At 58.9% G+C, this 18,986-nt stretch carries 19 protein-coding genes and 1 riboswitch; of the genes, 8 read left to right on the forward strand and 11 right to left on the reverse strand.

Translation table 11 applies throughout. The annotated features are described in order from the left end of the window. Positions 1-19: 19 nt before the first annotated feature. The 8 genes from ACR3EQ_RS14130 to dnaK form a co-directional block, all read right to left on the reverse strand. A complete protein-coding gene (locus ACR3EQ_RS14130; protein ID WP_480491785.1) occupies positions 20-985 on the reverse strand; it encodes a HesA/MoeB/ThiF family protein in 966 nt (321 codons plus the stop codon). Beyond that, positions 982-1,578, reverse strand: coding sequence for a thiamine phosphate synthase (locus ACR3EQ_RS14135; protein WP_480490978.1), 597 nt, complete (start codon positions 1,576-1,578; stop codon positions 982-984). The genes ACR3EQ_RS14130 and ACR3EQ_RS14135 overlap by 4 nt, the downstream gene beginning before the upstream one ends. Then, positions 1,575-2,345, reverse strand: coding sequence for a thiazole synthase (locus ACR3EQ_RS14140; protein WP_480490980.1), 771 nt, complete (start codon positions 2,343-2,345; stop codon positions 1,575-1,577). Before ACR3EQ_RS14140 ends, ACR3EQ_RS14135 begins: the two co-directional genes overlap by 4 nt. A 1-nt stretch (position 2,346) precedes the next feature. After that, on the reverse strand, positions 2,347-2,541 hold the full coding sequence (gene thiS / locus ACR3EQ_RS14145) for a sulfur carrier protein ThiS (protein WP_321249930.1): 195 nt from the start codon (positions 2,539-2,541) through the stop codon (positions 2,347-2,349). Then, entirely contained in the window at positions 2,525-3,502 is a 978-nt protein-coding gene (locus ACR3EQ_RS14150; protein WP_480490982.1) for an FAD-dependent oxidoreductase, read from the reverse strand. The genes thiS and ACR3EQ_RS14150 overlap by 17 nt, the downstream gene beginning before the upstream one ends. Next, positions 3,499-4,302: a bifunctional hydroxymethylpyrimidine kinase/phosphomethylpyrimidine kinase gene (gene thiD / locus ACR3EQ_RS14155; RefSeq protein ID WP_170612681.1), complete on the reverse strand. Its 804-nt coding sequence runs from the start codon at positions 4,300-4,302 to the stop codon at positions 3,499-3,501. Before thiD ends, ACR3EQ_RS14150 begins: the two co-directional genes overlap by 4 nt. 45 nt (positions 4,303-4,347) lie before the next feature. After that, positions 4,348-4,454, reverse strand: a riboswitch (TPP riboswitch). Positions 4,455-4,716: 262 nt separating this feature from the next. Further along, positions 4,717-5,862, reverse strand: a complete 1,146-nt coding sequence (dnaJ, locus tag ACR3EQ_RS14160) for a molecular chaperone DnaJ (RefSeq protein WP_170612683.1) — start codon at positions 5,860-5,862, stop codon at positions 4,717-4,719. Positions 5,863-5,936: 74 nt separating this feature from the next. Beyond that, positions 5,937-7,844, reverse strand: a complete 1,908-nt coding sequence (gene dnaK / locus ACR3EQ_RS14165; RefSeq protein WP_170612685.1) for a molecular chaperone DnaK — start codon at positions 7,842-7,844, stop codon at positions 5,937-5,939. A gap of 214 nt (positions 7,845-8,058) precedes the next feature. Here dnaK and ACR3EQ_RS14170 point away from each other — a divergent pair, with 214 nt between their 5' ends. After that, on the forward strand, positions 8,059-8,661 hold the full coding sequence (locus ACR3EQ_RS14170; RefSeq protein ID WP_170612687.1) for an alpha-ketoglutarate-dependent dioxygenase AlkB: 603 nt from the start codon (positions 8,059-8,061) through the stop codon (positions 8,659-8,661). Here ACR3EQ_RS14170 and ACR3EQ_RS14175 read toward each other — a convergent pair. Further along, on the reverse strand, positions 8,658-9,479 hold the full coding sequence (locus tag ACR3EQ_RS14175; protein ID WP_170612689.1) for an ABC-2 transporter permease: 822 nt from the start codon (positions 9,477-9,479) through the stop codon (positions 8,658-8,660). The genes ACR3EQ_RS14170 and ACR3EQ_RS14175 overlap by 4 nt on opposite strands. Positions 9,480-9,601: 122 nt before the next feature. Here ACR3EQ_RS14175 and cysQ point away from each other — a divergent pair, with 122 nt between their 5' ends. The 7 genes from cysQ (at position 9,602) to ACR3EQ_RS14210 (ending at position 17,605) form a co-directional block, all read left to right on the forward strand. After that, the gene (gene cysQ / locus ACR3EQ_RS14180) at positions 9,602-10,399 is read left to right on the forward strand and encodes a 3'(2'),5'-bisphosphate nucleotidase CysQ (RefSeq protein WP_480490984.1); all 798 of its coding nucleotides are present in this window, start codon (positions 9,602-9,604) and stop codon (positions 10,397-10,399) included. Beyond that, entirely contained in the window at positions 10,399-11,199 is an 801-nt protein-coding gene (locus tag ACR3EQ_RS14185) for a 3-deoxy-manno-octulosonate cytidylyltransferase family protein (RefSeq protein ID WP_170612693.1), read from the forward strand. The genes cysQ and ACR3EQ_RS14185 overlap by 1 nt, the downstream gene beginning before the upstream one ends. 70 nt (positions 11,200-11,269) lie before the next feature. Then, positions 11,270-12,253, forward strand: coding sequence for a UDP-glucose 4-epimerase GalE (galE, locus tag ACR3EQ_RS14190; RefSeq protein WP_170612695.1), 984 nt, complete (start codon positions 11,270-11,272; stop codon positions 12,251-12,253). A gap of 7 nt (positions 12,254-12,260) precedes the next feature. Beyond that, complete coding sequence (locus tag ACR3EQ_RS14195; protein ID WP_480440951.1) at positions 12,261-13,304, forward strand: glycosyltransferase family 2 protein; 1,044 nt, start codon at positions 12,261-12,263, stop codon at positions 13,302-13,304. 186 nt (positions 13,305-13,490) lie between these two features. Continuing rightward, positions 13,491-14,477: a glycosyltransferase family 2 protein gene (locus ACR3EQ_RS14200; RefSeq protein WP_480490987.1), complete on the forward strand. Its 987-nt coding sequence runs from the start codon at positions 13,491-13,493 to the stop codon at positions 14,475-14,477. Then, complete coding sequence (locus tag ACR3EQ_RS14205; protein ID WP_480490989.1) at positions 14,474-16,174, forward strand: DUF5927 domain-containing protein; 1,701 nt, start codon at positions 14,474-14,476, stop codon at positions 16,172-16,174. Before ACR3EQ_RS14200 ends, ACR3EQ_RS14205 begins: the two co-directional genes overlap by 4 nt. A 6-nt stretch (positions 16,175-16,180) precedes the next feature. Then, the gene (locus ACR3EQ_RS14210; RefSeq protein ID WP_480490991.1) at positions 16,181-17,605 is read left to right on the forward strand and encodes a nodulation protein NodH; all 1,425 of its coding nucleotides are present in this window, start codon (positions 16,181-16,183) and stop codon (positions 17,603-17,605) included. A 2-nt stretch (positions 17,606-17,607) separates the two neighbouring features. Here ACR3EQ_RS14210 and ACR3EQ_RS14215 read toward each other — a convergent pair whose 3' ends face one another. Both ACR3EQ_RS14215 and ACR3EQ_RS14220 read right to left on the reverse strand, forming a co-directional pair. After that, a complete protein-coding gene (locus ACR3EQ_RS14215; RefSeq protein WP_170612703.1) occupies positions 17,608-18,126 on the reverse strand; it encodes a L,D-transpeptidase family protein in 519 nt (172 codons plus the stop codon). 61 nt (positions 18,127-18,187) lie between these two features. Continuing rightward, positions 18,188-18,973 carry an ion transporter gene (locus ACR3EQ_RS14220; RefSeq protein ID WP_170612705.1) on the reverse strand — a complete coding sequence of 262 codons (786 nt, stop codon included), beginning with the start codon at positions 18,971-18,973 and terminating at the stop codon, positions 18,188-18,190. Positions 18,974-18,986 lie beyond the last annotated feature (13 nt).

The raw sequence follows: 18,986 nt of genomic DNA on the forward strand, positions 1-18,986 counted from the left end.
TCTCGCGTTTCCTTCCTGTTCACGAGGTTGAGGCCGCGACGAGGACAATCTCGCCCGGCCAATCCGATTGAATCCGTTCGGCTGCGCGCCACGCCCGTAGACCAGTGGCGCAGCAAAGGGCCAATCTTTTTGCTTGTTTAGGCTCTAATCTGGACAATTCGACTGGCGTTAGTCGTTCTGCGCCGGGGTGTATCGGGACCAGCGCTTCATCCGTGCCGCGAAGCTCGATGATCCGGTCTTCGGCCGTGAGTTGGCTGGCAGACAGGAAGCGGAAACAACTTGCGGGTTCTGGCGCATCATCGAAACGGAAACTGTTGCTGCGCAGGGTGCGGGCATCAAAGTTCACCATTTGGCCCAGCGGCGATGGTTGCAGGCCCAGGATCACGCTCAGCGCCATTTGCGCCTGCGTCGCGCCGATCACACCGACAACCGGACCCAAAACACCTGCTGAGGCGCAGCTGGCACCACTGTCGGGCGCGTCTGGAAACAGCGCACGTAAAGACGGCGCGCCGCCGCAAAAACCGCCCACATAACCTGACAACCCGAGCACCGAGGCACTGATCAGCGGCTTTCCCTGTGCCAGACAGCTGTCCGACAGGACATAACTGGCCGCATAACTATCCGCACAATCCAGGACCACATCCGACCGCGACACCAGATTTGCCGCGTTTTCGCATGTCAGGGCCTGACTTTGTCTGGTGACTTCAAGCTTGGAGTTGAGGTCGCGACAGCGCCGCGCCGCAACTTCAGCCTTTGGCAGGCCGACATCCCGTTCCGTGAAAAGCGTTTGCCGGTGCAGGTTCGACAGATCAACGACATCGCCATCAACAACCATGATGTGACCCACCCCTGCCCCGGCCAACAGCGGCAGAACCGGCGCGGCCAACCCTCCTGCCCCGACGACAAGTACTCGTGCAGCGGACAGGCCCGCCTGCCCTTCGGGTCCCACTTCGGGCAGGATCATCTGACGTCCGTAACGGTTCATCGCGTGATGTCGATCCATTCGCGCAACCGCGCTTCGGGGTCAGGGTTCAGCGTGATGTCGGTCACTGCCGCGACAATATCGGCCCCGGCCTCGAACACGCCAGGCGCGCGCTCGACCGACATTCCGCCAATGCCGACCAATGGGATACGCCCCACCCGCGTCTTCCATTCGGTCACGCGGGGCAGACCTTGCTGCCGCCACTTCATCTTTTTCAGGATGGTCGGATAGACAGGTCCGAGCGCCACATAGTCGGGGTCCATCGACAGAACCCGCTCAAGCTCATCATCGTCATGGGTTGAAACACCAAGTTTCAGGCCTGCCCGGCGGATGGCATGCAGATCGGCATCATCCAGATCCTCCTGCCCCAGGTGGACCCAGTCGCAGCCCGCCTCTATTGCCTGCTGCCAATGGTCGTTCACGACCAGTCGGACGCCGTGGCTGCGGCACAGTTCGAGCGAGATCATAATCTGGGCGCGCACCGCATCACCCGATTGGTCCTTGATCCGCAACTGCACCAGTTTGACGCCCAGAGGCAGCATCCTGTGCAGCCAGTCTGAATGATCGAAGATCGGATAGAACCGGTCCAACGTCATGACAGAAATGCCTTTCCGATCACTGGCGTTGAAGGTTCGGCCATGTCGCGTGCCTCGATCGGGTCGGCCTTATAGGCCAATTGGCCGGCCTGAATCGCCAATGCCATTGCACGCGCCATCCCCACCGGATCACCGGCACGGGCCACCGCCGTGTTCAGAAGAACAGCATCATAGCCCAGCTCCATCGCATGCGCGGCGTGGCTTGGTCTGCCGATGCCGGCATCAATGACAAGCGGCACATCGGGAAACGCAGCCCGCAGCGCCCGCAGCGCATATTCGTTGTTCAGACCGCGCCCGGACCCGATGGGCGCGCCCCACGGCATCAGAACCTCGCAACCCGCCTGCAACAGGCGTTCGCCGACGATCAGATCGTCCGTTGTGTAGGGAAAGACCTGAAATCCATCTTCCGTCAGGATGCGGGCGGCTTCGACCAGTTGAAACACATCCGGTTGCAGGCTGTCGGTATGACCGATCAGTTCCAGCTTGATCCAATTGGTCTGAAAAGCCTCGCGCGCCATCTGGGCGGTTGTCACAGCCTCTTTCACCGTGTGGCATCCGGCGGTGTTGGGCAGGACAATGACACCCAGGTCGCGGATCATCCGCCAAAAGCTCTGCCCAGCCCCACCCGCGCCTTCACGGCGCAGGGATACCGTGGCAACACCCGCCCCGCTGAGGCGAAACGCTTGTTCCAGAATGGCCGGACTGGGATACTGCGCCGTGCCCAGCATCAGCGGATTGGGCAGTTCTGTGCCGTAAAAGGTCTTCACGTCAGCCCCCCTGCATCGGGGCGACAACTTCGACCCGGTCACCATCTTCGAGTTTTAGTGCCAGTCGAAGGCTTGAAGGGACGAACTGTTCATTCACAGCGGTAGCTACGCAGCCCGAGAATCCACATTCCGCCAGCAAATCTGAAAGGGTTTCTGCGCGGCTTTCGCGCGCCTCGCCATTAAGCACGATCTTCATCGACCATCTCCGAATGTTTGTTTTCCAGCGCCAGATCGGCGACGCCCTGTGCCAACGCGGGCGCAAGCAAGTAGCCATGGCGATACAGGCCATTGGCATAGATCGTTCGACCCAACCGGCGGATGCGAGGCAGGTTGTCGGGAAAAGCGGGGCGAAGATCGACACCGATTTCCAGGATCTCAGCCTCACCAAAAGCCGGGTTCAGCGCATAAGCCGCACTGAGAAGCTCCAACATCGAGCGGGCAGTAATCCGGCCGCTGTCCTCGGATTCGATCATCGTTGCGCCCAGCATGTAGACCCCGTCACCCCGCGGGACGACATAAAGCGGCATGCGCGGATGCAGCAGTCGCACAGGGCGAGAGAGAGTGACATCCGGGCAGCGGATCACCAGCATCTCGCCTTTGACGCCACGCAGATCATGCAAGATCTCGCGCGCGTGCAACCCCCGGCAATCGATCGCATTCTCCAACCGGGAAGGGGCCAATGTACGGTGAAAGGGCACACCTCGGTCCCTGAGGTGGCTGCAGAGGTCCCGCAACGCTTGCCGGGGATCAAGATGGGCCTCTGCCCGGAAGAAGAGACCGTTACTGAAACTGTCTAGATCAGGCTCTAAATAGGCGATATTCGCACTTCCGACTTCTGAATGCCCATCCGTTCGGCGTGCAAAGCGGCGCAGATCCGGCAGGTCGCGCGAATGCGCAACAACCAGCGTTCCGCACCGATGCACCCGCGTTCTGGCGTCCCACCAGTCAATCGCTGTTTGTCCAAGCCGCAGAACCGGCTCCTCGGCATTTTCGTATTCACACCAGGGGGCAAGCATGCCACCCGCCCACCAGGAACAGCCATGTGGACCCGGCGCACCTGCCGGATCGAATATCTGCACGTCAGCGCCGCGCGACACCAGCTCGGTTGCAACAGTCAGACCGGCTACTCCGGCGCCTATGACCGACCAGACAGTCATGCGGGCCAAAGCTGATGAAAATGATGAACCGGCCCATGCCCGCGACCAATGTCCAGATCATCGGACCGGGCTATCGCGCCTTGCAGATAGCTGTGCGCATCTGCAACGGCCGTCGTCAGCGGTTTTCCCAGCGCCAGCCCGGCAGCAATTGACGCGGACAATGTGCAGCCAGTGCCATGCGTATTTCTGGTTTTCCGGCGCGGTGCCGTGAACTCTGCCACCAAGCCCGAAGCGTCGATCAAGAGATCACGGCAAATGTCGCCGGATCCATGCCCGCCCTTCATCAGAACGGAACCTGCGCCCATGTCACACAAGGCAAGCCCCTGTTTTACCATCTGATCCGGCGTCTCCGCAGCCGGGCAATCCAAAAGGCGTCCGGCCTCAGGCAAGTTCGGCGTCAATAGCGTGGCTATGGGCACGAGCACCGCCCGTAATGTCTCAACCGAGTCTTCTGTCAGCAAGGCATCGCCGGATTTGGCAATCATCACAGGATCCAGAACGATGGAACCACGAAACGCTGCAAGGCTGTCTGCAACACATCGGATGATCTCCGGTGTCGCCAGCATGCCAATCTTGACGGCGCCCACGCTCAGATCAGACAGAACGGCATCGATCTGTGCGGCGACAGTATTCAGCGGGATCCCGTGAACGGCGGTAACGGCCCGTGTGTTTTGCGCGGTCACGGCGGTGATCACGCTGGCACCATAAACCCCTAAGGCAGACATTGCCTTGATGTCAGCCTGAATTCCGGCCCCACCGCCGCTGTCCGAGCCTGCAATTGTCAGCGCAATAGGCGTCATATCGTTGCTCCATCAAAATTGGGCAACGCGCGCATGGAAAACGTCTGACATTCTGAGACCGTTCCCTACGCCGGTATTGCCCGGATCAGGTTCGATGGGTTAGCGCATTAACGCCTCTCAGCCCTTCGATCAGGGCACCCCAACGGTTGACCGGACAATCACAGGCACATCAGAAAAATACAAGACTGAATTTGATCTGTTTTATGGCCACCCTGACACCTTGGGTAAGGCCAAAGGTATTTGCGAGGCTCTGCCTCGCGCTCCGGGATATTTGGGGCCAGATGAACAAGGGATCTTTCCTTCATCTGGCCAAAAATATCCCGGGGGAGGCGCCCAAAGGGCGGCGGGGGCAGCGCCCCCTGCAACAAAAAAGCCGCCCGAAACCGGGCGGCTTTGGTCGGGAAAGCGGTTCCCTTAGCTTTTCATGCCATCCCAGAAGGACTTGACCGACGAGAAAAAGCTTTTTGATTCCGGGTGGTTGTCCTCTCCCAGATCGTCAAACTCACGCAGCAGTTCTTTCTGTCGACTGGTCAGGTTGACCGGTGTTTCCACAGCCAGTTCGATGAACATGTCACCCACGCCACCGCCACGCAGGGCGGGCATTCCCTTGCCACGCAAACGCATCTGGCGGCCCGACTGGCTGCCTGCCGGGATCTGCACCCGGCCACGACCGCCGTCGATGGTGGGCACTTCGATCGAACCACCCAGAGCGGCCTTGGCCATGCTGACCGGCACGCGGCAATAGAGGTTTATGCTGTCACGCTCAAACAGCTTGTGATCGGACACTTCGACAAAGATGTACAGATCGCCCGGGGGGCCACCACGCATTCCGGCCTCACCCTCACCCGCCAGACGGATACGGGTGCCGGTTTCGACACCGGCGGGGATGTTGACGGACAGTGCCCGTTCTTTTTCCACGCGCCCCGCGCCGCCGCAGGATTTGCACGGATTCTTGATGATCTGACCCAATCCCGAGCAGGTCGGACAGGTGCGTTCAACGGTGAAAAAGCCCTGTTGCGCGCGGACCTTGCCCATACCCGAACAGGTCGGGCAGGTCGTCGGTTCAACGCCGCTTTCAGCGCCCGACCCGTCACAGGCCGAACAGGCCACGGCAGCGGGCACGTTGATAGTCTTTTGCAGACCCGCAAACGCCTCTTCCAGCGAGACGCGCAGGTTGTAACGCAGGTCGGAACCGCGTGCGGCACGACGGCCACCGCCACCGCGCTGGCCACCCATGAAATCGCCGAACAGGTCGTCGAACACGTCCGAAAACGCGCTGGAGAAATCGCCCTGACCAAAGCCGCCGCCGGGCCGGCCACCGCCACCCATGCCGTTTTCAAACGCGGCATGGCCAAAGCGGTCATAGGCGGCCTTGCGTTCTGCGTCTTTCAGAACGTCATAGGCTTCGTTCGCTTCCTTGAACTGCGCCTCGGCTTCCGGGTTGTCCTTGTTGCGGTCGGGATGCAACTCTTTGGCTTTCCTGCGAAAACCTTTCTTGATCTCGTCCGCCGATGCACCCTTGGACACGCCGAGTACATCGTAATAGTCGCGTTTTGACATCAGTGTTTCCTTCTGCCTCAACGTAAACGGGCCGGCCCGGTATCCGGACCGGCCCGAATTGGCCCGGTTACCCGTTAGTTACGCTTGTCGTCGTCCAGATCTTCGAACTCGGCGTCGACAATATCGTCATCACCCGGAGCGGCGTCCGCAGCTGCCGGTTCATCCTCGGCCTCTTCGGACTGCGCCTTGTAGATGGCCTCGCCCAGTTTCATGGCCGCTTCGGTAACGTTCTGGATGCCCGACTTGATCTTGTCGGCGTTTTCGGTTTCCAGCTCGTCCTTCAGCGCGGCAATTGCCAGCTCGATGGCTTCGATGGTGGTCGGGTCGACCTTGTCGGCATGCTCTTCCATCGACTTCTCGGTCGAGTGGATGAGGCTTTCCGCCTGGTTCTTGGCGTCGACCAGCTCGCGGCGTTCCTTGTCGGCTTCCGCGTTCTCTTCCGCGTCCTTGACCATCTTTTCGATGTCCTCGTCGGACAGACCGCCCGAGGCCTGGATGGTGATCTTCTGTTCCTTGCCGGTGCCTTTGTCCTTGGCCGAAACCGAGACAATGCCGTTGGCGTCGATGTCGAAGGTCACCTCGATCTGCGGCATGCCACGCGGTGCCGGCGGGATGTCTTCGAGGTTGAACTGACCCAGGATCTTGTTGTCCGAAGCCATCTCACGCTCACCCTGGAACACGCGGATGGTTACGGCGTTCTGGTTGTCCTCGGCCGTCGAGAAGACCTGAGACTTCTTGGTCGGGATCGTGGTGTTGCGGTCGATCAGACGAGTGAACACGCCACCCAGGGTTTCGATGCCCAGCGACAGCGGGGTCACGTCCAGCAGAACCACGTCTTTGACGTCGCCCTGCAGAACACCGGCCTGAATGGCGGCACCCATGGCAACAACTTCGTCCGGGTTCACACCTTTGTGCGGCTCTTTACCGAAGAATTTGGTCACCTCTTCGATCACTTTCGGCATCCGGGTCATACCACCGACCAGAACAACCTCGTCCACGTCAGCAGCCGACAGACCGGCGTCTTTCAGAGCGGCCGCGCAGGGCTTCATCGACTTCTTAATCAGGTCGCCAACTAGCGATTCCAGCTTGGCGCGGGTCAGTTTCATGACCATGTGCAGCGGCTGGCCGTTCGAACCCATCGAGATGAACGGCTGGTTGATTTCGGTCTGCGAGGTCGAGGACAGCTCAATCTTGGCTTTTTCAGCAGCTTCTTTCAGACGCTGCAGCGCCATCTTGTCGGCAGACAGGTCGACGCCGTGTTCCTTTTTGAACTCGTCCGCCAAGTAGTTGACGATGCGCATGTCAAAGTCTTCACCACCCAGGAAGGTGTCACCGTTGGTCGATTTGACCTCGAACAGGCCGTCGTCGATTTCCAGGATGGTCACGTCGAAAGTACCGCCGCCAAGGTCATAGACCGCGATGGTTTGAGTGTCTTTCTTGTCCAGACCATAGGCCAGCGCGGCAGCTGTCGGTTCGTTGATGATCCGCAGCACTTCCAGGCCGGCGATCTTGCCGGCGTCCTTGGTGGCCTGACGCTGCGCGTCGTTGAAGTATGCCGGAACGGTGATGACAGCCTGCGTGACTTCCTCACCCAGATAGCTCTCGGCTGTTTCCTTCATCTTGCCCAGAGTGAAGGCCGAAATCTGGCTTGGGGAGTACTTTTCACCGCGGGCTTGGACCCACGCGTCGCCATTGCCGCCATCAACGATGGCGTACGGCACCATTTTCTTGTCTTTTTCGACTTCGGCATCATCCACACGACGACCGATCAGACGCTTAACGCCAAAGATCGTGTTGTCGGGGTTGGTGACCGCCTGACGTTTTGCGGGCTGACCGACCAGTCGCTCATCTTCGGTGAAGGCGACGATCGAGGGCGTGGTCCGCGCCCCTTCGGCGTTTTCGATGACTTTCGGCTGCGAGCCGTCCATGATGGCCACGCACGAGTTTGTGGTACCAAGGTCAATCCCGATTACTTTACCCATATTTTCAATCCCTTTCTCTTCAAGGCGATGTCCCGAGGCCGGGACCCGTTATGGCATCCCTGCCCCGATCTGCATTGCGTAATGGCCCTACACCATTGCGCGTCCCGGCGTATATAAGGGCGCGACGAAAGGCCTGCAAGCGGTGTAAAACGCAGGTTTTCGGGATTTTGTGGCCTTTTTCGGCAAGGTTTTGGCAAGGATTGAGGATTCTGGGATGGCCCGGCTGATTTTGCGCGGATTCGACATCAGAAAGGGCTGGCTGGATGCATCGGCCCAGACGCAACTGATCGAAACGCTGCGCCCGATTCTGAAAGCAGCGCCACTGGTGCGGCCGGTGACGCCGCAAGGCAAGGCGATGTCGGTCCGCATGACCTCGGCCGGGGCCGTTGGCTGGGTCACGGACCGGGATGGCTACCGGTATCAAACACAGCACCCGCAAGGGAAGGCCTGGCCCGACATTCCCGAGCCGATCCTGAACCTGTGGCACGACCTTGCCAGCCGCGAACGCGACCCCGATTGCTGTCTGATCAATTATTACGGGGAAGGCGCCCGGATGGGTCTGCATCAGGACAAGGACGAGGCCGATTTTTCCTGGCCGGTTCTTTCGGTTTCGCTGGGGGATGATGCGCTTTTTCGGATCGGCAACACCACCCGAGGCGGCAAGACCGAGTCGATCTGGCTGAGTTCGGGCGACGTTGTCATCATGGGCGGGCCGGCACGGCTGACCTATCACGGGATCGATCGCATCCGTTTCGGATCTTCCAAACTCTTGCCAAAAGGCGGGCGGATCAACCTGACGCTGCGGGTGGCCCGTTAGCGGCGTGCGTCCCAACTTTGCGACACGTGCTTGCGTGTAAAGAACTCACCCAACAGCCCGATCATCAGCAGCGCTATGCCGACCCATAAGGCATATTCCCAGTTTGTGTTCCGTGGAAAATAGTTGCGGAAAATGAAGCCCCGGGCCTGGTCGATGATGTGAAACAGCGGGTTCCAGGCGAACATCATCAGGATATAGCCGCCCAGCGCATTGGCGACGAACATCTTGCCCGAGAACACCATGTTCAGACGCCGATAGATGTTTTTCAACATCTCCGCCGTCCTTGGAAACCACGGCTTCAGGGCCATCAGGTTCAATCCCACCGTGCATCCAACAAACCAAGACAGGATCAGCATTCCGAAAGCGCCGCCTGGGTCCAGAATTTCCAAAGGTTCAACCGCGACATGATACACGAACAGGATCACCAGTATTGAAACGAGCTGCGTGTAAAGCGCTCCGAAGGCCGCCGCCAAAAGCATGATCATCGGATTCATCGGCGAATGCAGCATCATCGGATTGTTCCCCGGCGCAATACCGGCAATCGCGGATACCGACTTTACATGCATGATGAACATGAAAACGCCCGACAGCATGTAAAGCACGAAGTTGCCGCGGATTTTGGCAATCCGTCCCCCCATGAATGACAGGATCAGGTAGAAGACCGTGGCCAGAATGACGATCTGCATGATGTTGATGAAAATCGCGATGACGGCATTCGAATGCTGCGAGCGTATCTGCCGCACGACGGCGTGAAACACCAGTTCCGCCGTGGTGAAGGCACCGCCCAAAAGCGTTTGGTTGCGCTTGTAATAAAACACCCGACGCGTCTTTCCTGCTTCTTTGCCCAAAAACTGGCACGAAATTCTTGCCGTTCCGTAACCGTCACATCATAAGTCCAACAGGACATTGGATCAACAAATCCCAGGAACGGAGCATTTTTGTGACCTACGACGCGTTAATTCCCGTCATCAGACGCCTTGCCCTGCAAGCAGGGAACAAGATCATGCAGATTTATGAGGCGGATGATTTCGACGTGAAGGTCAAATCCGATAGCAGCCCCGTGACCGAAGCGGACGAGGCGGCAGATGCCCTAATCTCGGCCGGCCTGCGCGAAGCCTTTCCCGATACCCTGCTGGTGACCGAGGAACAGGCGGCCTCGCACACGCAGAAGGGCGACACGTTCCTGATCGTCGACCCGCTGGACGGCACCAAGGAATTCATCAACCGGCGAGGTGATTTCACCGTCAATATCGCGCTGGTGGAAAACGGCATTCCCACGCGCGGCGTTGTTTATGCACCTGCCCGGGGCCGCATGTTCTACACGCAGGCCGATGGCCGGTCGGTCGAAGAAACAGGTGGGCTTGAGATGGACATTATCGGGGACGTTACGCCAATTTCAGTGTCTGAACCGGACAATTCCGCCCTTTTGGTCGTGGCCTCGAAATCGCATCGGGACCAGGCGACCGAGGATTACATCAACAAATATCAGGTGAAGGACAGCAAAAGCGCCGGCTCGTCGCTCAAGTTCTGCCTTGTGGCCACTGGCGAGGCCGACATCTATCCACGGGTTGGCCGCACGATGGAGTGGGACACCGCCGCCGGACACGCGGTTCTGGCCGGCGCCGGGGGCAAGGTCGTTCGCTTCGACGATCATTCACCGCTGAGCTATGGCAAGGAAGACTATGCAAATCCGTTCTTCATTGCCTACGCTCCGGGTGTGGAACTGAAGGAAGCCTGATGTCTGTACTGATCGCAATCCCCGCCCGTTACGCGTCGACCCGCTATCCGGGCAAACCTCTGGTGCCGCTGACCGGTGCAAATGGCGTGTCCATGACCCTGATCGAACGATCCTGGCGCGCTGCGTGTTCGGTATCCGGCGTGGACCGCGTTGTAGTGGCCACAGACGATGACCGCATTCGTGACGTGTGCGAAGGGTTTGGGGCGGAAGTGGTCATGACATCCGAGACCTGCGGCAACGGCACGGAACGCTGCGCCGAAACCCATGCCAATCTGGGTTCGGGTTACGAGATCGTCGTCAATCTGCAGGGAGACGCACCGCTGACACCGCATTGGTTCGTCGAAGATCTGATCGCGGGGTTGCGCACGGCCCCTGACGCGGGTGTGGCCACGCCGGTCCTGCGCTGTGACGGTGATGCGCTGAACAGCCTGCTGAATGATCGCAGGAACGGACGGGTCGGCGGAACAACCGCCGTTTTTGGGGCAGATCACAGCGCAATGTACTTCTCGAAAGAGGTGGTCCCCTTTACCACGGCCACTTATGCGGGTGACGAGCCAACCCCGGTGTTCCATCACGTGGGTGTTTATGCCTATCGACCCGATGCGTTGGCCGCTTATCCCGACTGGCCGGTGGGGCCGTTGGAGAAACTGGAAGGACTGGAGCAGCTTCGGTTCATGGAGAACGGCCGCAAGGTTCTGTGCGTGGAGGTTGAGGCCAAGGGCCGCCAGTTCTGGGAACTGAACAACCCGCAGGACGTGCCCAAGATCGAAGAAATGATGGCCGCGATGGGGTTGGATTGAACGTTTTTCCCCATTTCACCGCTTCCGTTCATGGCCTATTGTTTTTTGACATTCGGAAATTGGATCACCCATGACAGTTGTTCTTGTCACCGGCGGAGCCGGATATATCGGGTCGCATGCCTGCAAGGCCCTTGCTGCCGCTGGCTATACGCCTGTGACATATGACAATCTGGTTACGGGCTGGCGGGACGCAGTGAAATTCGGCCCGTTCGAGCATGGTGATCTGCTGGACCGAAACAGGCTGGATCACGTGTTTGCCAAATACCGTCCCGCTGCGGTGATGCATTTCGCCGCCCTCAGCCAGGTGGGCGAAGCGATGGCGCAACCCGGCAGATACTGGGCGAACAATGTCACCGGTTCGCTGAACCTGATCGAAGCAGCCGTCGAAGCCGGATGTCTGGATTTCGTCTTTTCGTCGACCTGTGCCACTTACGGCGATCAGGACAACGTAGTGCTGGACGAAAACGCGCCACAGAACCCGGTGAATGCCTACAGCTCCTCGAAACGCGCGATTGAGGATATTCTGCATGACTTCGGGGCCGCGCACGGGCTGAATCACGTCATTTTCCGCTATTTCAATGTTGCAGGAGCTGATCCTGACGCAGAAGTTGGCGAGTTTCACCGGCCCGAAACCCATCTGGTGCCGCTGATGCTGGATGCCATCGACGGCAACCGGGATGGTCTGACCGTGTTCGGAACCGATTACGATACGCCGGACGGCACCTGTATCCGCGATTACGTTCATGTCTGCGATCTGGTCGATGCCCATGTTCTGGGACTGAAATGGCTGGAAAACGGCAAAGGCAACCGGGTGTTCAACCTGGGCACCGGGTCCGGGTTTTCGGTGATGGAAGTGATCGAGCAATCCGGCGCGGTCACCAACCGAACAGTGCCCTATACGATCGGACCCCGTCGCGCCGGGGATTGTACGCGGCTGGTTTCGGGCTCGGACCGGGCGGAACAGGAACTGGGCTGGCGGCCGAAAAGATCAACGTTAGAGACAATTGTCAGGGACGCGTGGCGCTGGCACCAGACCGGACACTACGAGAAATGAGGGTCATGTGACCGCGCACCCGGTACAGGATCTGCCATCCATTGGCTGGGCGCAGATGTACCGGTTGCGGCTGAAACGCCGCAGGCTCTTGTGGCGCTCATTCCGAAGCCGCCGCCAGCTGTCCTGTCTTGAGGACCGGACGGAGAAAATCGGTAAGGGAGATATTCTGGCCTTTATCACACTGCGCAACGAGATGATGCGGCTGCCGTGGTTTTTTGAACACTACCGAACCCACGGCGTGGATCATTTTCTGATCGTGGATAACGGCAGCGACGACGGATCGACCGAATATCTGTTGGAACAACCAGATGTTTCGGTCTGGAACACGACGGCCAGCTACCGTGCCGCGCGGTTTGGCCTGGACTGGCTGACCTGGCTGCAGATGAGATACGGGCACGGGCACTGGACTCTGATGGCTGATGCGGACGAGTTGCTGATTTACGCCCATCACGAGACCAGATCGCTACATGATCTGACCGCATGGCTGGAGTCGCACGGGCAGGATGCCTTTGGTGCGCTGATGCTGGATCTGTATCCGCAAGGGCCGCTGGGGGATCAAGGCTATGACCCCGAGACCGATCCGACCCGGGTACTGGACGGGTTCGACAGCGGTCCCTACCGGGTGCAGCGTCAAAGCCCGCTGGGTAATCTTTGGGTGCAGGGCGGAGCCCGCGAGAGGATGTTTTTCTCAAATGCCCCGCGTCGGTCGCCCACGCTGAACAAGATCCCTCTGGTACGCTGGTCCCGGCATTATGCCTTTGTAAACTCGTGCCATTCCGCGCTGCCGCGCCGGTTGAACACCACCTATGACGGCCCGGGGGGGACTGCGGCCTCGGGTATCCTGCTGCACACCAAATTCCTGCCGGATGTCGTCGACAGGTCCGAAACCGAGAAGACCAGGCGTCAGCATTTTCATGATCCGGACCAATTCGGGCCATATTACGATGGCATAATTGCGCAGCCTGTCATGTGGACAGAGCGATCAGAGCACTACGCCGGATGGCAGCAATTGCGCGCGCTGGGGCTGATGAATGACGGGGGCTGGAACTGAATTGCCGCCTTCCCGACAGAATTGCAACGCCCCCGGCTAACAACTTTTAAACCCGTTGCCTCGCAAGATGCAAAGGTGGCATAAAACGGCAATGGCTCGGATCAACTCAGGCTTGAACAGGCCCCGGGCCTGCTCGCGTAATAATAAGGGTTGGGCAGTCGCGTGAGCCTGTTGGATTCATATAGAATGAGGCTTCGGCGCAAGCGCCGTCTGGTGCGCTGTGTGCGCAAACGAAGCGAGCTGCGCGCGGTTTCGAACAACACCGCGCAAATACAACGTGGCGATGTCTTGCTGATGAGCGTTGTACGCAACGAAAAGATCAGGCTGCCGTTCTTTCTGGACTATTATCGCAACCTGGGCATCAATCACTTCCTGTTTGTCGATAACGACAGCGATGACGGAACCTGCGCCTTTCTTGAGGCGCAGCCGGATGTGTCCGTCTGGCAGGCCGAGGCCAGCTATAAGCGCGCATCCTTTGGTCTGGACTGGTCCAACTATCTGCTGCGCAAATACGCGCCCGATCACTGGGTCCTGACGGTCGACCCGGATGAGTTCTTCATTTACCCGTTTTGTGACACCCGCCCGATCCGCGCGTTGACGGACTGGCTGGATGGCTGCGCCGTACGCAGCTTTGGCACCATGCTGATCGACATGTATCCGCAGGGTCCGGTCGAAGAGGCGCCATATCAAGAAGGGCAGAATCCGTTCGAAATCGCGAACTGGTTCGACTCGGGCAACTACATGATTACCCGGAACCCCGATTATGGAAATCTGTGGATTCAGGGCGGCCCCCGCGCGCGGGTGTTCTTTCAGGACAACCCCTCAAAAGCTCCGGCGCTGAATAAGATACCACTTGTCAAATGGGACAAGCGCTATGTCTATGTCAGCTCGACCCATTCCCTGCTGCCGCGCGGGCTGAACCAGGTCTATGACGAATGGGGCGGTGAAAAGGCCAGCGGCGCGTTGCTGCATGCCAAGCTGATCAACACTCTGGGCGACAAGGCGCGCGAAGAACTACAGCGCGGCCAGCATTATCGCGGCTCGGGCGAGTACCGGGCCTATGCCCAGCGGCTGGAAGGCAAACCGGTTTTCTGGTGCGACTGGTCCGAGAAATACATCAACTGGAGACAGCTTGAGATTCTGGGCCTCATGTCGAAAGGAAACTGGGCATGAGCGGTCTGGGCGTCGTCATGCTGGTGCATACAGCACTGGATCGGGCCGAGCAGGTCGCGCGTCACTGGACAGCGTCCGGCTGCCCGGTGGTGATCCACGTGGATCGCAAGGTTCCCGACAAGGCATTTGCCGAGTTTTCCGAGGCCTGCGCCGACAATCCCCTGATTGTATTCTCGGACCGGCATGCCTGCGAATGGGGCGGCTGGGGCATCGTCGCAGCCTCGCAATGCGCGGCGACGCTGATGCTTGAACAGTTCCCGGATGTGCGTCACGTATTTTTGTCGTCCGGGGCCTGTCTGCCCCTGCGGCCCGTGCAGGAGCTGATCGACTATCTGTCGGACCGCCCGCGCGTCGATTTCATCGAAAGCGCGACCACCGCCGATGTCAGCTGGACCATCGGCGGTCTGGATCATGAACGGTTCACCCTGCGATTCCCGTTTTCCTGGCGCAAGCGCCGCAAATTGTTTGATACTTACGTCAAACTTCAACGCGCTCTGGGCTTGCGGCGGCGTATCCCGGACGGGCTGGTCCCGCATATGGGCAGCCAGTGGTGGTGCCTGACACGGCAGACCCTGTCGGCCATCCTGCAGGACCCCAAACGCCCCGTGTATGACCGCTATTTCCGCCGCGTCTGGATACCGGATGAAAGCTATTTCCAGACGCTGGCAAGGCTCTATTCCACGCATATCGAAAGCCGCTCGCTGACCTTGTCCAAGTTCGATTATCAGGGTCGGCCGCACATATTCTATGATGACCACCTGCAATTGCTGCGCCGTTCGGACTGTTTTGTGGCCCGCAAGATCTGGTGGAAGGCCGACCGGCTGTATCAGTCGTTTCTGACCGATCAGGCTGGGGCGATGAAACCGGCCGAGCCAAATCCGGGCAAGATCGACCGGGTGTTTTCCAAAGCGGTCGAGCGGCGCATGCGCGGGCGCGACGGGCTGTACATGCAAAGCCGGTTTCCCCGACATGGCAGCGAAAACGGCCTGACGTCGTTTCCATATTCGGTATTTCAGGGCTTTTCCGACCTTTTTGAAGATTTCGAAACCTGGCTGGAAAACACGACAAACACACGCGTGCATGGTCATGTGTTCAGCCCTGAACGGGCAGAGTTTGCAGGTGATCAGACGATCACCAACGGCGCACTCAGCGATTGCGCGACATTGCGCGACTACAACACGAAGGCTTTCCTGTCGAACCTGATCTGGAATACTCGCGGCGAAAGACAGTGTTTTCAGTTCGGCCCGGCGGACACGCAGGATATCAACTGGTTTCTGGCGCGCGACAAGAACGCACAGATTTCAGTGATCACCGGAGCCTGGGCAATTCCTCTGTTCCGGTCGAACCGGAACTTCGCCGACATCCGCAACGAGGCCGCGCGCCTGCAACAGATCGAAAGCAAACAGCTTGAGGTTCTGACCTCGGTCTGGACCAAGGCGCGGGTGCGCACCTGGTGTCTGGCAGAGTTTGTCGAATCTCCGATCGAGGCGCTGCACGAGGTGATAGACGAGATCGGGACCCAGCAACCGAGCCACCTGATTGAGGCGCCGAAGATGGTTGATCTGTCGGGCTTCGGGCAATTCCTGCAAAACCTGAAGAACCAGGGAATGCACCCGTATCTGATGGGCGATTTCCCGGTAGACGACGTGTTTGGCAGCCAGACCAAACCGTTCCGAAAACCCTATTTGGTTCAATAAGTCGCCATGTCTGGTCCCTGGGATTACTTCATCGTTCTTGGCGCCATGCGCACGGGATCCAACCTGCTGGAAGCCAATCTGAACGCACTGGAGGGCGTGACCTGCCACGGAGAGGCGTTCAATCCGTATTTCATCGGCCGATTGAAGTCCGAGGAATTGCTGGGTGTTTCGCTGGACGAACGCGACCAAAATCCCGACCTGTTACTGGACGCCATCAAAGCAGCCCCCGGCGCACTGAACGGGTTTCGCTATTTTCAGGGACACGATCCCCGCGTGCTGGAGCCTGCGCTGAACGACCCGCGCTGTGCCAAGATTGTTCTGACGCGAAATCCGCTGGACAGCTACATCTCACTGAAAATTGCGCGGGAGACCATGCAATGGCAACTGAAAAACATAAAGCGCCGCCGCGATGCTCTGGTCACGTTTCAGGCTGAAGAGTTCTCGGACTACCTGGATCAGCAGCAGGAATTTCAACTGTTGTTGCTGAACCAGCTGCAGAAAACCGGGCAGACCGCATTTTTCCTGGCCTATGACGACCTTAACCGACTGGATATTCTGAACGGGCTGGCATCGTGGTTGGGGGTACAGGCGCGGCTGACGGCGCTGGACGACACGCTCAAACCCCAGAATCCCGGTCCCGCCCTTTCCAAAGTCACAAACCCTGAGGAATTGGAACAGGCGTTGTCCGGAATGGACACGTTCAACCTGCATCGTAACCCGGGATTCGAGCCGCGCCGTGGGCCGGCAGTAGGCCAATACGTCACTGCCGCCCGGACGCCTTTGATGTATCTTCCCCTGCGCGGCGGAAACGACGACGTGGTGACGGCTTGGATGGCCGATCTTGATGGCAGCGCGCCGGTCACGAACCGCAATCGCAGGCAAATCCGGCAATGGCTGGAAGCCAACCCCGGACACCGAAAATTCAGTGTCTTGCGCCACCCTTTGGCGCGGGCCCATACCGCGTTCTGTTCAAAGATTCTAAGTACCGATCCAGGCGCCTATGCTTCCATCCGAAATACCCTGCGCAACCGTTTCAAACTGCCCATTCCCGGCCAGATCCGCGACGGTAATTACCCCTTGGAACAGCACTATCAGGCGTTTGCGGCCTTTCTGAAGTTCCTGCTCCACAATCTGTCCGGGCAAACGTCCATTCGGGTGGACGGCGTTTGGTGCAGTCAGGCGCAGGCGCTGGAGGGGATGTCGGCCTTTGCGCTGCCCGATCTGATCCTGCGGGAAGATGACCTGGCCGCCGCCCTGCCGGAACTGGCGCGTAAAACGGGCCATCCGTCACCCCCCCAACCGGCAACATGTGCGCCGGACACCCCCTACGCGCTGGATCAGATTTATGACACAGAACTGGAAGCGCTGGCGGTCGAAACCTACCAGCGCGACTATCAGCAATTCGGGTTTGGAGACTGGAAACCGATCTAGGATCAGGGGCGCAGGGTGATCAGCGTGCCTTTGTTCACCATCGCGTAAATCTCTTCGATTTCTTTGTTTTTTACGGCGATACAGCCTGCCGTCCAGTCGGGCGTCTTACGGGAGCGGCGGATTTCTGACCTGAGGCTGGGCTCACCATGAATGAAGATGTCGCCGCCCGGATCGACGCCTGCGGCTTTGGCCTGCGCAATGTCTTCCGAATTCGGGTAGGAAATCCCGATCGACAGGTGATAGCGGCTGCGCGGGTTACGGCGGTCAATCAGGTACGACCCTTCGGGTGTGCGGCCATCGCCGCGTTTTGTCTTGGTGCCTTGGGGCGCAAAGCCCAGCGCGACATCGTATTCTTTCAGTATCCGTTCGTTGTGCAACAGATACAGCTTGCGCGCGCCCTTGTTGACGACCAGCGACGTCACCTCGGGTCCGCGATATGTCAGAAATTTCGGGTTGGCGGATGCACATGCCGAAAGGGCCAGCGTCGCCATCGCCCCTAATCCAAATACTCGACGATCCATTTATTCACTGCCTGCTTCTGCTTTTTTGCGATGATTATGCCAGAAAACGCGAAATTTGAAATCACTTTTTGCTGTTCAACTGCCTGGTCAGGTGGCGCTCGATGGTTTCCAGACGCTCCAGAACCTCATCGCGGTAGGCATCGGTTTTGACTTCATCCTCGGCATGGTGGGCATCCTGCATCGAGTTGACGATCAGACCGACCAGCAGGTTCACCACGGCAAAGGTCGTGACCATGATGAAGGGCACAAAGAAAATCCACGCGTAGGGATAGACCTCCATCACCGGGCGGACGATGCCCATCGACCAGCTCTCCAACGTCATGATCTGAAACAGCGTATAGGCGGACAGGCCCAGATCACCGAACCAGTCCGGGAAAGACTGAGAGAACAGCTTGGTCGCGATGACGGCGCCGATATAAAACAGGATCGCCATCAGCAGAAACACGCTGGCCATACCCGGAAGCGCCGAGATGAACCCTTCGACAACGCGGCGCAGGCGCGGGGCCACCGAAATGACACGCAGAACCCGCAGGATACGCAGCGCCCGCAGCACTGACAGGCCCGCACCACCGGGAATGAGGGCGATACCCACAATCAGAAAATCGAAAATATTCCAGCCGCTTTGAAAGAACCGCCGACCGGTTGCCACAAGCTTCATGGCAATCTCGGCCACAAAGACTGTCAGGCACAGGCTGTCCAGCGTCACGATCAGGGGGCCTGCGCGTTCCATCAGACTCGGCGAAGTTTCCATGCCCAGCAAGATGGCGTTAAAGATGATGACACCGGTGATGAAACGCCCAAATGCCGGGGCTTCGATAACAGTCGAAAGGCGCTGGGTGATCCCCATTGTGAATATCTCC

It is taken from the genome of Ruegeria sp. AN11 (assembly GCF_056536005.1).